This window comes from Kribbella rubisoli (assembly GCF_004217145.1).
GTDB classification, from domain to species: Bacteria; Actinomycetota; Actinomycetes; order Propionibacteriales; family Kribbellaceae; genus Kribbella; species Kribbella rubisoli.
In genome coordinates this window covers 747974-766521 of sequence record NZ_SHKR01000011.1, presented here as the reverse complement: position 1 = coordinate 766521, position 18548 = coordinate 747974, and the positions used below count along the sequence as shown (strand labels likewise).

The following is an 18548-nucleotide window of genomic DNA, read 5'->3' as shown; positions in this document are numbered from 1 at the left end:
ATCCGAGAGCGAGGTACCGCGCCGCACGGCAACGCATTGTGCGGCCACCTGTTCGCTGGGTGATCAGCTCGTGTCGGGTGTCAGCGCCACGGTGATGCGTGAGTTCGTACTGGCCTGGGCCAGTCGGCCGGCGATCTCCGGCGTTGTCGAGACCACGATCAGCGCGCCGGCGGTGGCTGACCGCGGCGCCGGCAGAGCGACTACTGGAACGCTTCGGGCGAGCAGGCTCGCGGCGTCGGCGGTTGTGCTCGAAGCGGCGTACAGATTCACGTGGTCGCCGACCCGTAGGAGGGCGCTGATGTCGGCGTCGTCGACGCGGAACGGATAGGCAAGCGAGCCGGACGGCACGGCTGGTGGCGCCAGGAATCTGGCGTCGGTCAGTGGCTCGCCAGCTCTGACCGGTCCGCTCAGCAGCCGCGTGGTCAGATCGGCGCCGGGTCTGAGGGCACCGGAAGGCACTGCGCCCGGCGGCAGGTCGACGGTACGTAGGTCGTCGAGCGTGGGCACAGCTCCGCCGGTCAGGTCGCGCGCGGCGGCCAGCACCGCGACCGTCGGCGGTGGAGAAGGAGAGAGGGCGAGAAGGCCGAAGTACACCGCAGCCGCGGCGGCAACGCCGGCCAGGAGTCGGCGGTGCCAACGGGCGGCACGGAGCAGATCACGAAACAGGGAAGGGATTTTCATGCCGGAGAAGATACGAACTTCTCCGGCGTCCCTACCGGTTATCCACAGACAAAGATCAGGCGGCGCTGGTGCTCGAGGACGACGAGCTGCCCGACGACGAGTCCTTCGAGGCCGACGAGGACTTGGAAGACTCCGACGACGAGGACGACGAAGACGTCGAGCTGCTGGAGCTCGACGACTCGGACTTCGCCGGCACCGAGCCCTTGCCGGACGAGCGGCTGTCGGTGCGGTAGAAGCCGGAGCCCTTGAACACGACGCCCACGGCGTTGAACACCTTGCGCAGGTTGCCCTGGCAGTTCGGGCACACGGTCAAAGCATCGTCCGTGAAGCTTTGGCGCACCTCGAGCGCTTCACCACAGTCGGTGCACTGGTACTGGTACGTCGGCACGGTCGGATCCCTTCAAGCCGCTGGCACTCCTACTACCCGACTGCTAATAATGCGCCAGCGGCCCGAAGTATTCCAACTCAGGCCTGTCGGCGCACCGTGAAGTTCCAGCAACCGGCCACCAGGTTCCGCGACTGAACGGTGTCCACGGCCGGGTCCTCGAACAGTCGTTTGAGCTCGGTCTCGCTCGTCCCAGCCTCTGCGACAACACCGTCCAGCATCTGACCCGCCACGTCGTACGGCCGCAGTACCGCCCGCCGATCCCGGAAGTCGATCGGGAAGCCCTCGTCCGGCCCCAAGCAGTCCGTCACGTGCACGAAGACCGGCCCGACCTCGGCGTACGGGCCGCCGGCCTCCATCGGCCGGTGTGCGACCAGCGCGATCCGCTCACCGGCGCCGGCGAGCGTCAGGCAGCAGCGCAGCGGCTCGCCGCCACCCGACGTCCGCGAAACGACGGCGTTTCCGAAATCGTCGTAGCTGTTGCAGCGAATGCGGTCCAGCTCGGAACCGGGGACGCCCTCATACCTCAACTCTGCGTTCATGTCGAGGGAACGCAGAGCAACGCAAAGTTGTGAGGGACCCCATTTGGGGTGTGCGGGGGGATTCTCTACGGTTGGTCCGTGCCTCGCCTGCTTCGACTCGTCGTCATCAGCGGAATCGCCCTCGCCACGGTCCTCGTGGTGATCGCCGGGACCGTGATCTTCGTCGTCCGCCACTCGTTCCCGACGTACGACGGATCGATCGAACTGAACGGGCTCGACGGCGACGTCAACGTGGTCCGGGACGCGAACGGGATCCCGCAGATCTACGCCGACACCCCGGCCGACCTGTTCGCCGCGCAGGGGTACGTCGCCGCGCAGGACCGGTTCTTCGAGATGGACTTCCGCCGCCATGTCACCTCCGGCCGGCTGAGCGAGCTGTTCGGCAAGGACGCGCTCGAGACCGACAAGTTCGTCCGGACTCTCGGCTGGCGGCGCGTCGCCGAGCAGGAGTTGCCGCTGCTCAGCCCGAGCACCCGTGAGTACCTCGACGACTACGCCCGCGGCGTCAACTCGTACCTGTCGACGCACAACGGCTCCGGCCTCAGCCTGGAGTACGGCGTACTGTCCCTGCAGCCCGGTGGCCCGAAGAACTACACGCCGGAGCCGTGGACCGCGGCGGACTCGCTGTCCTGGCTCAAGGCGATGGCGTGGGACCTGGGCGGCAACCTGGACGAGGAGATCACCCGGACGAAGCTGCTGGCCGCGTTCCCGGCGCGCAACATCGAGAGCCTCTACCCGCCGTACCCGTACGACCGGAACGAGCCGATCATGTCGAGCGGCTCGATCGGCACGGACGGCAAGTTCACCACTGCGGCGGTCAGCCCGGAGCTGCGGCGCGGCATGCTGACGCAGGACCTGCTCAAGTCACTCGACTCTGTGCAGAGCGTCGCCAAGGGCCTGCCTGAGCTGCTCGGCCAGGGTGACGGCGTTGGTTCGAACTCGTGGGTCGTCTCCGGTGACCACACCACCACCGGCAAGCCACTACTGGCCAACGACCCGCACCTGGGCGCGACCATGCCGGGCATCTGGACGCAGGTCGGCCTGCACTGCAACAACGTCGGCAAGGCCTGCCCCTTCGATGTCTCCGGTTTCAGTTTCTCCGGTCTGCCCGGTGTCGTGATCGGCCACAACAACGCCATCTCCTGGGGCTTCACCAACCTCGACCCGGACGTCCAGGACCTGTACCTGGAGCGGATCGACGGCAACAACGTCCTCTACAACAACAAGTGGCGCGCGATGGCCACTCGCGAGGAGACGTTCAAGGTCGCCGGCGAGGACAAGCCGGTGAAGATCACCGTCCGCGAGACCCGGCACGGTCCGCTCATCTCGGACGTCGGCGAGGACGAACGCAAGGTCGGCGAGCAGGCGGCGTCCCAGGCGAAGTACCCGACGGCGTACGGCGTTGCCCTGCAGTGGACCGCGCTCAACCCGGGCAAGACCGCCGACGCGCTGTTCGCGATCAACACCGCGCAGAACTGGACCGAGTTCCGCGCCGCCGCGCAGCAGTTCCAGGTCCCCTCGCAGAACCTGGTGTACGCCGACACCGACGGCCACATCGGCTACCAGTCGCCCGGACTGATCCCGATCCGTGCCACGGGTCGCGGTGACTGGCCCGTGCCCGGCTGGGACCCGAAGTACTACTGGAAGGGCTACATACCCTTCGATGCGTTGCCGACCGAGTTCGATCCACCGAGCGGGATCATCGTCACCGCCAACCAGGCAGTGGTGCCGAACACGTACACCTACTACCTGACGAACACGTGGGACTACGGCTACCGAAGTCAGCAGATCCTCGACCGGATCAAGTCCGCCGGCAAGCTGGATGCGAACGCGATGGCGTCGATCCAGCTGGACACCAAGAGCAAGGTCGCCGAGATGCTGGTGCCGTACCTGCTCCGGATCAGCATCGACGACTCGTTCGACAAGCAGGGCCAGGACACCCTGCGGAACTGGGACTTCACCCAGCCGCCGGACTCCGCCGCGGCCGCGTACTTCAACGTGGTCTGGCGCAACCTGCTCGCGCTGACCTTCCACGACCAGCTCCCCGAGGGCACCTGGCCGGACGGCGGCTCGCGCTGGTTCGAGGTGGTCCACACGCTGCTCGGCCAGCCCAACAGCGGCTGGTGGGACAACATCGGTACTCCGCAGAAGGAGAGCCGCGACGACATCCTGCGCGAGGCCCTGGTCAACGCGCGGACCGAGATCACCCAGAAGATGGCCCGCGAGCCTGTCAACTGGCAGTGGGGCAAGCTGCACAAGCTCACGCTGACCAACCAGACACTGGGCAAGTCCGGGATCGGACTGGTCGAGAAGATCTTCAACCGCGGCCCCTACGAGCTCGGCGGCGGTACGTCGATCGTCGACGCGACAGCCTGGGACGCGGCCGAGGGGTACGACGTGACCGCGACCCCGTCGATGCGGATGGTCGTCGACCTGTCGGACTTCGACCAGTCCCGCTGGATCAACCTGACCGGCGTCTCCGGGCACGCGTTCTCCTCCAACTACGTCGATCAGACGAAGCTGTGGGTCAAGGGCCAGACGCTGCAGTGGGCCTTCACGAAGGGCGCCGTCGAGGCGACCCGCAAGCACTCACTGACCTTCACCAAGCCGGACCGCTAGCTGTCACCAAGCGGGCGCGCTGGCCTCGGCGAACAGTTCCTCCGGCCAGGTCCAGAGCGCCCGCTGGGTCAGAAGGATCGAGATGGTGCCGTCGGCAGGAGTGGTCGACCACAGCGAGCCCAGTCCGCCCGCCCAGCCGTAGCGTCCACCGCCGACGGACATGCCGTACCCCCAGCCGGTGTCCGGCCCGAGGAAGCCGCTGGCTGCCTCTCGCTGCCCCGCCGTGAGCTGGTCGGTCGTCATCTCCGCGACCGCGGCCGGAGACAACAGACCGCCGTGCAGGAGCGCCCGCGTAAACGCGTGGAAGTCGTCGACTGTCGACACCAGCCCACCACTCGCATCCGGGAACGGCGGCGGCGTCAGCCACTGGCTGCCCGCGGCCGGATCCAGTACGTCGTCCCCCACGTACGCCGTGGTCAGCCGAGCGGGATCTACTGCGGTGAACCCGGTGTCGCGCATCCCCAGCGGTTCGAAGATCCGCTCGCGGAGGAACTCCTCCAGTGGCTGACCGGTAATACGCGCGATCAGTACGCCGAGCACGTGCGAGCCGGTCGAGTACAGCCACTGCTCACCGGGCTGGTACTGCAGCGGCAGCGTGGCGAGCCGCCGCATCCACTCGTCCGGCTCCAAAGCAGTCCGCGGTACAGGCGGTCCGAACGTGTGGAGGTCCAGCTCCTCCTCGCGCTGTCGCAGTGCCGGGTCATCCGACTCGCCCAGCCCGAGCCGGAAGGTCAGCAGGTCCCGCGCCGTGATCGGCCGGTCCGCCGGCACTGTGTCGTCCAGCGCTCCATCCGGCTGCCGCAGTACGACGGGATGCGCCAGCTCCGGCAGGACGTCGGCAACCGGTGTGTCCATGGATAGCCGGAGCTCGTCGACCAGGATCATGGTCGCGGCTGCGACGATCGACTTGGTGAACGACGACACCCGGAACAGGCTGTCCCGCTGCAGTTCCGGCCCGTCGTACGCCGCTTTGCCGAGCACCTCGACCCGTGTTTCGTCGCCTCGGCTGGTGAGGCTGATGAGTCCGGGAACCACGCCGTTGTCGACGTACGTCTGAAACATCAGCTCAGTCCACCAGCGAACGGCATCGCGCGCCACTGCGTTGCGAACATCCGGATCCCGTCGGCCAGAGCCGGCATTTGCGGGACCAGCGGGGCGCAGACGAGGACCTGCAGCGCGCGAGCCAGATCCATCACCTGCTGGATCTTCGGGTCGAGTGTGGGCAGACCGCGAGTCCGCGCCGCCTCGTCGTACGCCCGACACAGGTCAGGGCCGAAGCCGGCGACGTCCCATTCGATCGGTCCGAGTGTCGCGTCCTCGAAGTCGGCCCACAGCGGCCCGTCGACCGTGGTGATCAGATTCCAGGACGGGGCATCGCCGTGGATCGGCTGGACGGTTGCTGACGGGAAGATGGCCTCGAAGGCCGCCCGGCTGGTCAGGACGGACTCAAGGATCTTCCACTCGGCCCGTGCCCGGTCAACGTCGTCCTGCTCGAACAGGCCGGGCACTGCCTCGGCCACCCCCAGACCTGAGCCGATCAGCCGTAGCGGGGTCATCCAGGCCAGTTCACCGGGGTAGTCCGCGAGCTGGGCATGCAGCTCGGTCACGCGAGCGGTGGCGGCGAAGTAGTCGGGCTGGGCGGTCTGATCCACCTCCACGTACGTCCACAAGGTCATGGACAGCCCGTCCTGCTCCACTGGCTTCAGTGGCACCAGGGGAGTCGGCTGCACCACAGGTACGCCCTGCGCAGCCAGCCAGGCGACGTCCAGCTCGCGCTGCTGCCGTCGTACGGCGGGCTCTGGCTCCTTCATGCCGCCGGGGAGGTTCATCGGGACCCGTGCGACCACCGGCGACGGCTGCAGGTGAACGACGGTGGAGAAGGCGGTGTAGAGCACCAGCGGGTCGGTGACCGTCAGGCCGAGGGAGCGTGCGGCTGTGGCTGCGGCTTCGACCGCGGTCTCAGTCATCTCCTGATCTTTGCAGCGGGATCAAGCGAGTTGGTGTGAGCGCTGCGTCCACCGGGTGGTCGTGCGCGTCGGACGGGAGGGTATCCACGATCTCGGCGTCGTACACGGCGGCCCAGACCGGCGTACCAGGGCGGATGCGGGCGAGTGCCCGGTCGTACGAGCCACCGCCGCGGCCGAGACGTACGCCGTTGCGGGCGACGGCCACGGCGGGGCAGATGACCAGATCGGCGGTGGCGATGGCGTCCGAGCCCAGATCGGTCGGCGGCTCCGACAGACCGAGCCGACCGGGGACCAGGTCGGCCGCACCGGGCGCGACGCCCCAGCCGAGGTCGTTGTCGGCGTACAGGATCGGCAGCAGCACCTCGCGGTCGGTGGCGAGCAGCCAGTCGATCAGCGCACCGGTCTGTGGCTCCGGACCCATCGACACGTACAGGGCGACCCGGTGGACGTCGGGCAGCACCTGCTTGGCACAGGTCAGCAGCCCTTCCGCATGGGCGCGCCGCTCCCGGGTACCGAGGAAGTGCTGCCGCGCCGTGGCCTTCGACTCAAACACCGTCTGATCGTATGAGGGTGACGCGGGCAACACTCGGATTGGTGGCTGTCCCCTAGGGTTGGTGCATGGGTGAGGTGGGTCTCAGACAAGCGCAGGAGAAGATGCGTGCAGCCGGTGCTGCCGACGTTGCAATACGCGTCTTCACGCACTACTACCGGCTGCTCGAATCGGGGCAGCAGGGGAAGATCCACGAGGCCGACATCGAACCGGTCGGCGAGCTGCCGCACCTCGATCACCTCGACACCGATCCGGACGCCATGCGCGCCGCGCTCGCGGAGACGGTGGTCATCAAGCTCAACGGCGGGCTCGGTACGTCGATGGGCGTCACCGGCCCGAAGTCCGCGCTGCAGGTCAAGGACGGGCTGAGCTTCCTCGACATCATCGCCCGCCAGATCCTGAGCACCCGGCGCAAGTACGACGTACCGCTGCCGCTGGTGCTGATGAACTCGTTCCGCACCAAGACCGAGTCGCTGCAGATCCTCAGCGAGTACGACGGCCTCGCGATCGACGGACTGCCGCTCGACTTCATGCAGAACATGGAGCCGAAGCTGCTCGCCGACGACCTGACGCCGGCCGAGTGGGAGCCGGACCCGGAGCTGGCCTGGTGCCCGCCCGGCCACGGCGACCTGTTCACCGCATTGGTTGCCTCCGGCACCCTTGACGCGCTGCGCGAGCACGGCTTCCGGCACGCGTTCATCTCGAACGCCGACAACCTCGGCGCGACCCCGGATCCCCGGATCGCCGCGTGGATGGCGGAACATACCGTACCGTTTGGTATGGAGGTCTGTCGGCGCACCCGCTCCGACCGCAAGGGCGGCCACGTCGCGGTCCGCAAGTCCGACGGCCGGCTGATCCTGCGCGACAGCGCCCAGGTCGCCGACGAGGACACGCAGTACTTCCAGGACGTCACCCGGCACAAGACGTTCAACACCAACAACCTGTGGATCGACCTGGACCGCCTCGCCGAGCTGATGGACGGGCACGACGGCATCCTCGGCCTGCCGATCATCGTCAACCGCAAGACCGTCGACCCCGCCGACTCGTCCTCGCCGAAGGTGATCCAGCTCGAGACCGCGATGGGCACCGCGATCGAGACGTTCGAGGGCTCGCAGGCGGTGATCGTGGACCGCACCCGGTTCAAGCCGGTGAAGACCACGAACGACCTGCTCGTACTGCGCTCCGACGTCTACGAGCTGGACGATGCCGGCGACCTGACCACGACGCACGAGGGCGACGAGCCGTACGTCGACCTGGACCCGGAGTACTTCAAGATCCTCGCCGACTTCGACACCCGGTTCGCGGCCGGGCCGCCGTCGCTGGTCCGCGCCGACCGGCTCGAGGTCCGCGGCGATGTTGCCTTTGGCAAGGATGTGGTCGTGGTCGGGGACGTCGAGGTGGAGGCGCCGGCCGGCGAGCGCCGGGTCATCCCCGACGGGACCGAACTGAGCAGCTGAACGCTTCGGGGGAGTGCGATGGACGACCTGCTGATCAGGCCGTTGGAGCCGTCCGACACGGACGAGGCCGCCGCGGTCTGGTGGCGCTCGCGGCATGCCGACGGCTCGCAGCTGCCGCCGGCGATCCACACCGCCGCCGAGGTGGCGACGTGGTTCGCGGACGTGCTGCTGCCCGACGCGCAGACCTGGCTGGCGCTCGACGACGACCGGATCGTGGCGGTGCTCACCCTCGACGGTGACGACCTCGACCAGCTGTACGTCGTACCGGAGGCGGCTGGCCAGGGCATCGGATCGACCCTCGTGGACCTCGCCAAGGACCTCCGCCCGGGCGGTCTGGCGCTGTGGACGTTCCAGACCAACACCCGCGCCCAGTCCTTCTACAAATCCCATGGCTTCGTCGAGGTACGCCGTACCGATGGCACTGCCAACGAGGAACGCGCACCGGACGTCCGCATGACCTGGGGCAACCACCCGGAGGGTGTGGATTAGGGTCAGGCTCGTGAGACGGAGTGTGGATGAGCATCTGGAGGCTGTGCTCGGGAGAGTGACGGCGCTGCCCGCGTTCGACCAGCCGCTGATGGACGCGGTCGGTTTGGTGCTGTGTGAGGACATCGTCTCGGGGGTGAGCCTGCCCGGGTTCGACAACTCGGCCATGGACGGGTACGCCGTCCAGGCCGGTGACCTGGCCGGCGCCTCCGACGAGAACCCGATCGCCCTGCCGGTAGTAGGAGAGTTCCGGGCTGGTCGGAGCGAGCCGATCGTGGTGACCCCCGGTACCTGCGTGCGGATCATGACCGGCGCACCGATGCCGCGGGGCGCCGACAGCGTCGTACCGGTCGAGTGGACCGACGGTGGGACGGTCAACGTCCGCATCACCCAGCAGCCGCCGGTCGGTGGCTCAGTGCGGCACGCCGGCGAGGACGTGACGGCCGGAGTACAGGTGCTGGACCGCGACACCACCCTGGGGCCGCGGCAGATCGCCGTACTGGCTGCGGTCGGCCGGGCGCGGGTGAAGGCCCGTCCGCGACCGCGGGTCGTGGTGATCTCGACCGGTGCCGAGCTGCGCGAGCCGGGGAGCCGGCTAGGTGACGGGCAGATCTACGACTCGAACAGCTACACCATGGCCGCGTGTGCGCGGGACGCCGGAGCGGTGGTGTACCGCGTCGGCATCGTCGACGACGACCCCAAGCGGATCATGGACACCCTGTCCGACCAGTTGGTGCGTGCTGACCTGGTCATCACCACAGGCGGCGTCAGCATGGGCGCGTACGACGTGGTGAAGGAGGAGCTGTCCAAGCTGGGCACTGTGGACTTCCCGCAGGTCGCGATGCAGCCGGGGAAGCCGCAGGGGTTCGGTGTGATCGGTGAGGACGAGGTGCCGATCTTCACGTTGCCGGGCAACCCGGTGTCGGCGTACGTGTCGTTCGAGGTGTTCGTACGGCCCGCACTGCGCAAGATGATGGGCCAGATGCCGTACCGGCGCGCACTGGTCCCGGGAGTGACGCTGGACGGGTTCAGCTCACCCGCTAGGCGGAGGCAGTTCGTCCGCGCAGCGGCCACCTCCGGCGACCAGGGCTGGATGGCCAGTACAGTCGGCGGGCACGGCTCGCACCTGCTCGGCGGGTTGAGCCGCGCGAACGCACTGATCATCGTGCCCGAGGACGTCACCGCCGTACGGGCCGGAGATCAAGTCGAGCTCATGCTGCTGGACGAGGAGACCGGATGACCGAGCCGCCTGCCGGGCTGACCCACGTCGACGAGACCGGGGCCGCGCGGATGGTCGACGTGTCGGCCAAGGACGTCGGCAGTCGGCGAGCTGTTGCCAGCGGCAAGGTTTTGGCCTCGGCCGAGGTGGTGGCCGCGCTCCGCGGTGACGGCGTACCGAAGGGTGATGCGCTCGGTGTCGCCCGGATCGCCGGGATCATGGGCGCGAAGCGCACGCCTGACCTGGTGCCGCTCTGCCATCCGATCGCGATCACCGGCGCCAAGGTCGACCTCGAGGTGGCGGACGACGCCGTACTGATCCGGGCGCAGGTGAAGACGACCGACCGCACCGGTGTCGAGATGGAAGCTCTGACTGCCGTTGCGGTCGCTGGGCTCGCTGTCATCGACATGGTGAAGGCGTTGGACCCGGCGGCAGTGCTGACCGACGTACGGGTGGAGTTGAAAGAAGGCGGCAAGACCGGGCACTGGGAGCGGCCGTGAGGGCTCTTGTCGTCAGCGTGTCCAACCGTGCGGCCGCTGGGATCTACACCGACACCACAGGTCCGCTGATCGCCTCAAGGCTGACCGAGTGGGGCTTCGAGGTGTCCGGGCCGTCTGTCGTTCCCGATGGCCCGCCGGTCGGCGACGCATTGCGTGCCGCCGTCGAGGCGTCGTACGACGTTGTGCTGACAACAGGCGGTACTGGGATCTCGCCGACCGACGCGACGCCCGAGCAGACAGCTGCTGTGCTGTCGAAGGTCGTGCCGGGGATTGCTGAAGCGATCCGGGCGTACGGCGTCGCCAACGGAGTACCGACAGCCGCACTGTCGCGTGGACTGGCCGGAGTCGCAGGTACTACGGTCATCGTCAACCTGCCCGGATCACGTGGCGGGGTGAAGGACGGTCTCGCCGTACTGGAACCGCTGCTGCGACATGCGGTCGAGCAGGTACACGGCGGCGACCATGTGCGGACGGACACTGACTGATGGCGATCGTGCACTGGCCTGTCGAACTGCAGCACGGACAGGTCGGGCTGCGGCCTTTACGGGCGGGCGACGGCGGAGAGTGGGCTGCTGCACGCCAGCGGAACGTCAGCTGGTTGCGGCCCTGGGATGCGACCCAGCCACCTGGTGCGGAGGACGGTGCACGCACCTTCCGCGCCATGGCACGTGACTGGAACCGGCAGGCGCGGTACGGGCGCATGCTCCCGTTCGTCATCACGTACGGCGGTGCGGCGGGCGTCGGCGCGCGGGCGAAGTGGCCCCTGGTCGGGCAGCTCACGGTGTCCGGCATCACGTACGGATCGGCGCGCTGGGCCAACCTCGGGTACTGGGTCGACGAGCAGTACGCCGGTCGCGGGATCGTGCCGACCGCCGTCGCGATGGCCGCCGACCACTGCTGGTTCACCCTCGGCCTGCACCGGATCGAAGTCGCGATCCGCCCGGAGAACAAGGCAAGTCTGCGCGTGGTCGACAAGCTCGGCTTCCGGTACGAAGGCGAGCGGCCGCGGTTCCTGCACATCGACGGCGACTGGCGCGACCACCGCATCTTCGCGCTCAACGTCGAAGAGGTCGGGCCCGGTCTCGTAGCGCGATTGCAATGACTACCGTGCGTGCTATTCACATCAGTCACACGAGTCTTCTTGCGACACACCGTCTCACGTACCCCATCTGGCCCCCGCCGCACCTTAGCGTCGTCGCATGGGGACGACAGGGCTGATCTATGTGGCGATCGTCGCCGCCTGGGCTGCCTACCTCGTCCCGATGTGGCTGAAGCGAGGCGACGAGGCGCGACGGCAACCAGTGGTGCCGTCATCCGCCGAAGCGCGGGTGCTTTCACGGGACCCGTCGCGACCGCGGTACGTCGTACGCCCGCCCGGCCCGACCGCCGCCGACGACCCCTCGCCGCCGAAGCGGTACGTCCCTAACCGAGCCCGCCGGGTGGCCGCAATGCGCCGTCGGCGGGTGCTGTCGATCCTGACCCTTTCGCTGCTGTCGGTCCTCGCACTCGCCGGTCTCGCCATGGTGCCGTGGTGGTCGGTCGCGATCCCCGGCGCAGCGATCCTCGGCTTCGTCGTACTCACCCGGGTGCAGCTGCGGCGGCAGGCGCGGACGCGTGCCCGGATCGCTGCCGAGCGACGTACCCGCGTGCAGGCCCAGCACGACCGCGGACCGGCCGGCAAGCCGGCGCCGTCACCCGACGAGGAGATGACCATCGAGGTCAAGCTCCCCGACGTTCCTGCGCCGGCCAAGCCCGCCGAGAAGCCTGCTGCCGAAGGCCTCTGGGACCCGGTGCCGGTGACGCTTCCGACGTACGTGCTGAAGGAGAAGGCACCCGACCGGACCGTGCGCACGATCTCCCTCACCGACGACGAAGTCTTCTCCAGCGCACGGACGACGGACCCCGCCGAGAAGCCCGTCGTCGCCGAGCCCGCCACACCCGAAGAACCCGAGGTGAAACGCGCCGTCGGCGACTGATATCCGGTTTTAGAGTCCGGGCCTCTACGTGTTAGAGTTTCGCGGTCGCCAGGGAAACCAAGGCGACCAGCTCGGGGCTGTGGCGCAGTTGGTAGCGCGCTTCGTTCGCAACGAAGAGGCCAGGGGTTCGAATCCCCTCAGCTCCACGAGGGCGATGGGCGAGGTGTGTCACGCAGTTCCTGCGTTGACCGCCTCGCCCTCGTTGTTTGTGCGGCTTCGCTTCGCTCCCCGCCGGCGGGGGCTTCGCCACCCGCACCCCCTTGGGCCTTCGCTTCGCTCGGCTTCGCCTGGGTCGGGTTGGGCCGTCTGCTCACCGGCTTGGGTTGGGTTGGGTGGTCTGCTCGCCGGCTGGGGTCGGGGTTATTTCTTGTCTTGGGCTGCGCCGTTTAGGGCTAGGTTCAGGATTGTGTCTACCTGGTCGTTTGTGACTGGGCGGGTGTGTAGGAGTAGGCGGTAGTAGAGGGGGGCGTAGAGGAGCTCTACCAGGTCTGCCAGGTCGATGTCTTCGCGGAGTTCGCCTGCTGATTGGGCCTTGGACAGGCGTTCTCTGCAGAGGTCTACTCGGGGGTTGATGATGGTTTCGACCACTGCTTTCGCGATGTCGGGGTCGCTTTGGGCGGCGGCTATCAGGCCCTTGCTGTAGGCGGCGAACATGGGGCTGGCGAAGGCTTGGGCTACCTGGGTCATCTGGGTGCGGAGGTCGGCTTCCAGGTTGCCGGTGTCGGGGAAATCCAGGGTGCTGCGGCCGCGTTCCTCGATCGCTTCCAGGAGGATGGCCGCTTTTGACGGCCACCAGCGGTAGATCGTCTGCTTGCCGACGCCGGCGCGTTTGGCGATGCCCTCCATGGTGAGGCCGGCGTACAGCTGCTCGCCGCACAGCTCGAGCGCTGCATCCAGGATCGCCTGGCGGGCGCGCTCGCTCCGGCGGTCGGGGTTGGGGGCCGAACGGGGTGCGGGAGTCGAGGGTGTCGCCATGTCCGGAGCTTACACGAGACGAGACGTTGTGTCTTGACAGTGGTCTCTGGCGAGACTTAGCGTCTCGTTCATGAGACGAGACGTCTCGTCAACTTCGAGAGGGGATTCGCCGTGTCCGAAGTCGTGATTCGCAGATATGCGGGGCTGTTCGGGGTCATCGCGAGCGCATTGATCGTCGTGCAGGTACCGCTGTACTTCCTCTACTCCGGCGCCCCGCCGGACTGGAACATCCTGACCCGCAGCCTGATCGGGATCGTGGGCTGCGTGTTCTACATCCTGTTCTTCACCGGCCTGCGCCAGTTGATCCATCAGGTCGACGTCGCGTCGGACTGGATCGCGGGCGTCATCCAGACCGCCGGTCTGCTCTGGGTGGCGATGGTGTTCGTGCCGCAGTCGATGGAGGCCGGCGCCGCGATCGTCACCGACCACGACATCGACACCACGAAGGAGGGCCCGTTCGCGGGAGCGCAGTACCTGATGCAGGGTCTGATCTCGCGCCTGCTGATGGGGTTGTTCCTGATCGCACTCGGCATCGTCGTCTACCGGCTACGGCTGCTGCCGAAGTGGGTCGGCTGGTCCGCATTCGTGCTCGCAGCAATCAACCTCGCCTTCGTCCCCGCTCTGTACTTCGGTGACGACCCGGCGAACTTCTACAGCGCCCAGGGCTGGGGTACGACGGCCAGCATGGGCGCACTCTGGAGCCTGTGGACGCTTGCCGTGAGCATCAGTGTCCTCCGCAGTTCCCGCCGTACTGCGGTCGTCGCGCGGCCCAGGCAAGCTCCGGTCCCGGCCGCGGCCGGCTGATACGCCGAAGGGGGGGTAGGTGCCTGAGGCAAGGATCCGTCTCAGGCGCCTTCTCACCCGAGTGAGGCGCTGGCCGCGCGGAGTTCGGCGAGGGCGGCCAGCACCTGTGGCGCCAGCCCGTCCTCGTCGTGGTCGAGCTCCATCCAGGTGGCGTAGCCGCGCTTGAACGCGAGTACGCCGAGTTCGGCGGCGAGGTGGGCGAGCGGGTCCGGTACGCCGCGGGCGAGCAGCGCATCGGTCATGGCCTTGGCGAGGCCGACGCTCTTCAAGGCGTCGCGTTCCTGGAGTTCGGTGCTGGCGGCGATGGCTGCTTTGAGGCGGGGGCCCAGCTCGCGGTTCATCGGGCCCATCGCGTTCGCGGCGCGCTCGAGCCCGGCCGCGATCGCATCGAGTGGGCCCGCGTCCTCGGGGGCCTCGGCGATCCCCTCGATCAGGAGGCGGCAGAGGGTTTCCTGGCCGGCGACCAGGAGTTCGCGTTTGTCGGGGAAGTGGCGGAAGAAGGTGCTCTTGGTGACGCCTGCCTTCTCGGCGATCTGCGCGACCGTGGTCGAGTCGTAGCCCTGGTCGGCGAAGAGGTCCACTGCTGCCAGGACCAGTCGGTCGCGTGCGCCGGGTTGCCATCGGGCCATGGGTCGATTGTAGGTGATGGGACCTTTGTCTCGTCAGTGTTACTGTGATGGGACAAAGGTCCCATCACGTTGAGGAGCGTCTGATGCAGGTATTCATCACCGGTGGAAGCGGGCTGATCGGCTCGGCTGTCGTTCGAGAGTTGCTCGGCAATGGGCACTCCGTGCTCGCGCTCGCACGGTCCGACGCAGGTGCGTCGGCGCTGCAGAAGGCCGGTGCTGTCGTCGTTCGCGGGGGTCTTGCCGATCTCGATGTGCTCCGGGCCGGTGCCGGCGAGGCTGACGGTGTGATTCACCTTGCCTTTAGCAACGATTTCAGCAGTCCGGAGGCCTTGGCGGCGGGAGTTGCGGAGGAGGGGGCTGCGCTTGCGGTGCTGGGAGAGGCGTTGGTGGGGAGTGGCCGTCCGTTGGTGACGGTCTCGGGTACGCCGTGGGTGGCGGGGCGGATGTCCACGGAAGCGGATCCGCTGCCTCTTGATGGGCCGGTCGGCGGGCGCGGGCGGTCCGTGATGGGCGTGCTGGGTCTGGCGGAGCGTGGCGTGCGGAGTGCCGCCGTACGGATGCCTCGGACTGTTCACAATCAGGGAACCGGTGGGTTTGCCGGCTTGTTGACGGAGATCGCGCGGCGCACCGGCGTATCCGGCTATCCCGGAGATGGCACCCAGCGGTGGCCTGCGGTGCATGCTCTGGATGCGGCCGTGCTTTTTCGGTTGGTGCTGGAAAATGCGCCGGCCGGGACCGCCTGGCACGCAGTGGACGACGAGGGCGACGCCGTACGCGATATTGCCGCGGTGATCGGTCGGCGGCTCGGGCTCCCGGTCGAGGCTGTGCCTGAGGAGACGTACGGCCCGCTCGGACCGATCTTCGCGACCGACCAGCCCGCATCCAGCGCCCACACCCGGGATGCACTCGGCTGGAAGCCCGAACACCCGAATCTCCTGGCGGACTTGGAGAATCTTCGGGCCTGAGTTGTCTCAGGTTGAGAATCGCGTCAGCTAATCTTGACTCGTTCCAGAAAACGGGGAAGACTCTGGGGCGTGCCGACGGTGGATGAGCTCCAGGGGTTGTTGCGTGGGGCTTCGTTGCGGGTGACTCGGCCGCGGGTGGCGGTGCTGGCCGCGGTGTACGAGTTTCCGCATTCGGACACGGACTCGATTATCGGTGCCGTGCGCAACGAATTGCCCCAGGCGTCGCACCAGGCGGTGTACGACTCGCTGCACACGTTGACGGCAGCGGGTCTGGTGCGGCGGATCCAGCCGTTGGGGTCGGTGGCGCGGTACGAGTCGCGCGTGGGTGACAACCACCACCACGCCGTCTGCCGGTCGTGCGGTGCCATCGCCGACGTCGACTGTGCGGTCGGGCATGCGCCCTGCTTGACCGCGTCCGAGGACCACGGGTTCGTCATCGACGAGGCCGAGGTCATCTATTGGGGGCTGTGCGCCGACTGCTCACGCCGTACCTGATCTTTCCATCCGAAAAGTCCAGTCCTGGAAGGAATCTGATGTCCGAGATCCATGAGCCACTGCCCGGTGAAGGCAGCGAGGAGAGCCGCGGCGAAGAGGATGCGCAGGCGTCCGGCGGTTGCCCCGTCGCCCACGGTCAGGGTGTGCACCCGACCAGCGGGAACGCGAACCGCGGCTGGTGGCCGAACCAGCTGAACCTGAAGATCCTGGCCAAGAACCCCGCGGTGGCGAACCCGCTCGGCGAGGAGTTCGACTACGCGGCCGCGTTCCAGAGCCTCGACCTGGCCGCGGTGAAGGCGGACATCGCCGAGGTGCTGACCACCTCGCAGGACTGGTGGCCGGCCGACTTCGGGAACTACGGCCCGCTGATGATCCGGATGGCCTGGCACAGCGCCGGCACGTACCGGATCAGCGACGGCCGCGGCGGCGCCGGTGCGGGTCAGCAGCGGTTCGCCCCGCTGAACAGCTGGCCGGACAACGCCAACCTGGACAAGGCGCGCCGCCTGCTCTGGCCGGTGAAGAAGAAGTACGGCCAGAAGATCTCCTGGGCCGACCTGCTGATCCTGACCGGCAACGTCGCGCTCGAGACGATGGGCTTCAAGACCTTCGGGTACGCCGGTGGCCGCGCCGACGTGTGGGAGCCGGAGGACGACGTCTACTGGGGTCCCGAGACCACGTGGCTCGGCGACGAGCGCTACACCGGCGATCGTGAGCTGGAGAAGCCGCTCGGTGCGGTCCAGATGGGCCTCATCTACGTGAACCCGGAAGGCCCGAACGGTAACCCGGATCCGATCGCCTCGGCCCGCGACATCCGCGAGACCTTCGGCCGGATGGCGATGAACGACGAGGAGACCGTCGCGCTGATCGCCGGCGGCCACACCTTCGGCAAGACCCACGGTGCGGCCGACCCGGAGCAGTACGTCGGCGCCGAGCCGGAGGGCGCGCCGATGGACCACCAGGGTCTCGGCTGGCGCAACACGTACAACACCGGCCACGGCCCGGACGCGATCACCAGCGGTCTGGAGGTCACCTGGACCACCACGCCGGCCAAGTGGGGCAACGACTTCTTCAACCTCCTGTTCGGCTACGAGTGGGAGCTGACGAAGAGCCCGGCCGGTGCGAACCAGTGGGTGGCCAAGGACGCCGAGGAGATCATCCCGAACGCGTTCGACCCGGCCAAGAAGCAGAAGCCGACGATGCTGACCACGGACCTGGCGCTGCGCTTCGACCCGATCTACGAGCCGATCTCGCGCCGGTTCAAGGACAACCCGGACGAGTTCGCCGACGCGTTCGCGCGCGCCTGGTTCAAGCTGACCCACCGCGACATGGGTCCGGTCGTCCGGTACCTCGGCCCCGAGGTTCCGAGCGAGGTGCTGATCTGGCAGGACCCGCTGCCGGCCGTTGACCACGAGCTGGTGGGTGAGGCCGATGTGACCGCGCTGAAGGCTGCGATCGCGGCGTCCGGGCTGTCGGTCTCGCAGCTCGTCTCGGTCGCGTGGGCGTCGGCGTCGACGTTCCGTGGCAGTGACAAGCGCGGTGGTGCCAACGGTGCCCGCATCCGCCTGCAGCCGCAGGCCGGCTGGGAGGTCAACAACCCGGACGAGCTGGCGCAGGTACTGCGGACGCTCGAGGGCATCCAGCAGGCGTTCGGCAAGCCGGTATCGCTGGCCGACGTGATCGTCCTCGCCGGCGGTGTCGGTGTGGAGGTCGCTGCGAAGAACGCCGGGTACGACGTCGTCGTACCGTTCACGCCGGGCCGGACCGACGCGTCGGCCGAGCAGACCGACGCGGACTCGTTCGCCGCGCTCGAGCCGGTCGCTGACGGGTTCCGCAACTACTACGGCAAGGGCAACCGGCTCCCGGCCGAGTACCTGCTGCTCGACCGGGCGAACCTGCTCACGCTGAGCGCGCCGGAGCTGACCGTCCTGGTCGGCGGCCTGCGGGTCCTCGGCGCGAACTACGACGGCTCGAAGTCCGGCGTACTGACCGACAACCCGGGCACGCTCACGAACGACTTCTTCGCGAACCTGCTCGACCTCGGTACCGAATGGCACGCCGCCGACGACAGCCAGGAGACGTTCGAAGCCACCGTCGACGGCAAGGTCAAGTGGACCGGCACCCGCGCCGACCTCGTCTTCGGATCGAACTCCGAACTCCGCGCCGTCGCCGAGGTCTACGCCTCCGACGACGCCAAGGAGAAGTTCGTGACGGACTTCGTCGCCGCCTGGCACAAGGTCATGGAACTCGACCGCTTCGACCTGCGGTAAGCATCTGCAACTGAAGCCGGCTCCTCCTGTT

Annotated in this window: 20 protein-coding genes and 1 tRNA gene; 13 read left to right on the top strand and 8 right to left on the bottom strand. The window is 67.9% G+C overall.

Features of this window, described 5'->3' with window-relative positions:
• Positions 1-63 precede the first annotated feature (63 nt).
• The 3 genes from EV645_RS06480 to EV645_RS06470 all read right to left on the bottom strand — a co-directional run bounded on the left by EV645_RS06480 (position 64) and on the right by EV645_RS06470 (position 1608).
• Positions 64-681 (bottom strand): SAF domain-containing protein, encoded by a 618-nt coding sequence (locus tag EV645_RS06480; RefSeq protein ID WP_242000242.1) that lies wholly within the window; start codon positions 679-681, stop codon positions 64-66.
• 55 nt (positions 682-736) lie between these two features.
• Positions 737-1069, bottom strand: a complete 333-nt coding sequence (locus EV645_RS06475; protein ID WP_130440711.1) for an FmdB family zinc ribbon protein — start codon at positions 1067-1069, stop codon at positions 737-739.
• 77 nt (positions 1070-1146) lie between these two features.
• A complete protein-coding gene (locus EV645_RS06470) occupies positions 1147-1608 on the bottom strand; it encodes a DUF1203 domain-containing protein (RefSeq protein WP_130440709.1) in 462 nt (153 codons plus the stop codon).
• A gap of 78 nt (positions 1609-1686) precedes the next feature.
• Between EV645_RS06470 and EV645_RS06465 the strand changes: the two genes are divergently transcribed.
• Positions 1687-4227, top strand: a complete 2541-nt coding sequence (locus EV645_RS06465; protein WP_130440707.1) for a penicillin acylase family protein — start codon at positions 1687-1689, stop codon at positions 4225-4227.
• 3 nt (positions 4228-4230) lie between these two features.
• Here the strand turns inward: EV645_RS06465 and EV645_RS06460 are convergent, their stop codons facing one another.
• The 3 genes from EV645_RS06460 to EV645_RS06450 are packed head-to-tail and all read right to left on the bottom strand — an operon-like array spanning position 4231 to position 6747.
• Entirely contained in the window at positions 4231-5289 is a 1059-nt protein-coding gene (locus EV645_RS06460; protein WP_242000241.1) for a serine hydrolase domain-containing protein, read from the bottom strand.
• Positions 5289-6194: an aminoglycoside phosphotransferase family protein gene (locus EV645_RS06455; RefSeq protein ID WP_130440706.1), complete on the bottom strand. Its 906-nt coding sequence runs from the start codon at positions 6192-6194 to the stop codon at positions 5289-5291. Before EV645_RS06455 ends, EV645_RS06460 begins: the two co-directional genes overlap by 1 nt.
• Positions 6187-6747: a 5-formyltetrahydrofolate cyclo-ligase gene (locus EV645_RS06450; RefSeq protein WP_242000240.1), complete on the bottom strand. Its 561-nt coding sequence runs from the start codon at positions 6745-6747 to the stop codon at positions 6187-6189. Before EV645_RS06450 ends, EV645_RS06455 begins: the two co-directional genes overlap by 8 nt.
• A gap of 65 nt (positions 6748-6812) precedes the next feature.
• Here EV645_RS06450 and EV645_RS06445 point away from each other — a divergent pair, with 65 nt between their 5' ends.
• The 8 genes from EV645_RS06445 to EV645_RS06410 all read left to right on the top strand — a co-directional run bounded on the left by EV645_RS06445 (position 6813) and on the right by EV645_RS06410 (position 12528).
• Positions 6813-8201 (top strand): UTP--glucose-1-phosphate uridylyltransferase, encoded by a 1389-nt coding sequence (locus EV645_RS06445; protein ID WP_130440705.1) that lies wholly within the window; start codon positions 6813-6815, stop codon positions 8199-8201.
• An 18-nt stretch (positions 8202-8219) separates the two neighbouring features.
• A complete protein-coding gene (locus tag EV645_RS06440; protein ID WP_130440704.1) occupies positions 8220-8690 on the top strand; it encodes a GNAT family N-acetyltransferase in 471 nt (156 codons plus the stop codon).
• A 10-nt stretch (positions 8691-8700) separates the two neighbouring features.
• Complete coding sequence (glp, locus tag EV645_RS06435; RefSeq protein WP_198681486.1) at positions 8701-9927, top strand: molybdotransferase-like divisome protein Glp; 1227 nt, start codon at positions 8701-8703, stop codon at positions 9925-9927.
• Positions 9924-10406 (top strand): cyclic pyranopterin monophosphate synthase MoaC, encoded by a 483-nt coding sequence (moaC, locus tag EV645_RS06430; RefSeq protein WP_130440703.1) that lies wholly within the window; start codon positions 9924-9926, stop codon positions 10404-10406. Before glp ends, moaC begins: the two co-directional genes overlap by 4 nt.
• Complete coding sequence (locus tag EV645_RS06425) at positions 10403-10891, top strand: MogA/MoaB family molybdenum cofactor biosynthesis protein (RefSeq protein ID WP_130440702.1); 489 nt, start codon at positions 10403-10405, stop codon at positions 10889-10891. Before moaC ends, EV645_RS06425 begins: the two co-directional genes overlap by 4 nt.
• Positions 10891-11508, top strand: coding sequence for a GNAT family N-acetyltransferase (locus EV645_RS06420; RefSeq protein ID WP_130440701.1), 618 nt, complete (start codon positions 10891-10893; stop codon positions 11506-11508). The genes EV645_RS06425 and EV645_RS06420 overlap by 1 nt, the downstream gene beginning before the upstream one ends.
• A gap of 97 nt (positions 11509-11605) precedes the next feature.
• A complete protein-coding gene (gene sepX, locus EV645_RS06415) occupies positions 11606-12382 on the top strand; it encodes a divisome protein SepX/GlpR (RefSeq protein ID WP_130440700.1) in 777 nt (258 codons plus the stop codon).
• A gap of 73 nt (positions 12383-12455) precedes the next feature.
• A tRNA-Ala gene (locus EV645_RS06410) sits at positions 12456-12528 on the top strand.
• Positions 12529-12742: 214 nt separating this feature from the next.
• On the opposite strand, the gene EV645_RS06405 is transcribed toward EV645_RS06410, so the two are convergent.
• Positions 12743-13357: a TetR/AcrR family transcriptional regulator gene (locus EV645_RS06405; RefSeq protein WP_130440699.1), complete on the bottom strand. Its 615-nt coding sequence runs from the start codon at positions 13355-13357 to the stop codon at positions 12743-12745.
• Positions 13358-13468: 111 nt separating this feature from the next.
• Between EV645_RS06405 and EV645_RS06400 the strand changes: the two genes are divergently transcribed.
• On the top strand, positions 13469-14161 hold the full coding sequence (locus EV645_RS06400; RefSeq protein WP_130440698.1) for a hypothetical protein: 693 nt from the start codon (positions 13469-13471) through the stop codon (positions 14159-14161).
• 53 nt (positions 14162-14214) lie between these two features.
• Here the strand turns inward: EV645_RS06400 and EV645_RS06395 are convergent, their stop codons facing one another.
• Complete coding sequence (locus EV645_RS06395) at positions 14215-14790, bottom strand: TetR/AcrR family transcriptional regulator (protein WP_130440696.1); 576 nt, start codon at positions 14788-14790, stop codon at positions 14215-14217.
• An 83-nt stretch (positions 14791-14873) separates the two neighbouring features.
• On the opposite strand from EV645_RS06395, the gene EV645_RS43115 reads away from it, so the two are divergent.
• The 3 genes from EV645_RS43115 to katG all read left to right on the top strand — a co-directional run bounded on the left by EV645_RS43115 (position 14874) and on the right by katG (position 18517).
• Entirely contained in the window at positions 14874-15755 is an 882-nt protein-coding gene (locus EV645_RS43115) for an SDR family oxidoreductase (protein ID WP_130440694.1), read from the top strand.
• A gap of 69 nt (positions 15756-15824) precedes the next feature.
• Positions 15825-16250: a Fur family transcriptional regulator gene (locus EV645_RS06385; RefSeq protein WP_130440692.1), complete on the top strand. Its 426-nt coding sequence runs from the start codon at positions 15825-15827 to the stop codon at positions 16248-16250.
• Between the two features lie 38 nt (positions 16251-16288).
• Positions 16289-18517 (top strand): catalase/peroxidase HPI, encoded by a 2229-nt coding sequence (gene katG, locus EV645_RS06380; RefSeq protein ID WP_130440690.1) that lies wholly within the window; start codon positions 16289-16291, stop codon positions 18515-18517.
• Positions 18518-18548: the final 31 nt, after the last annotated feature.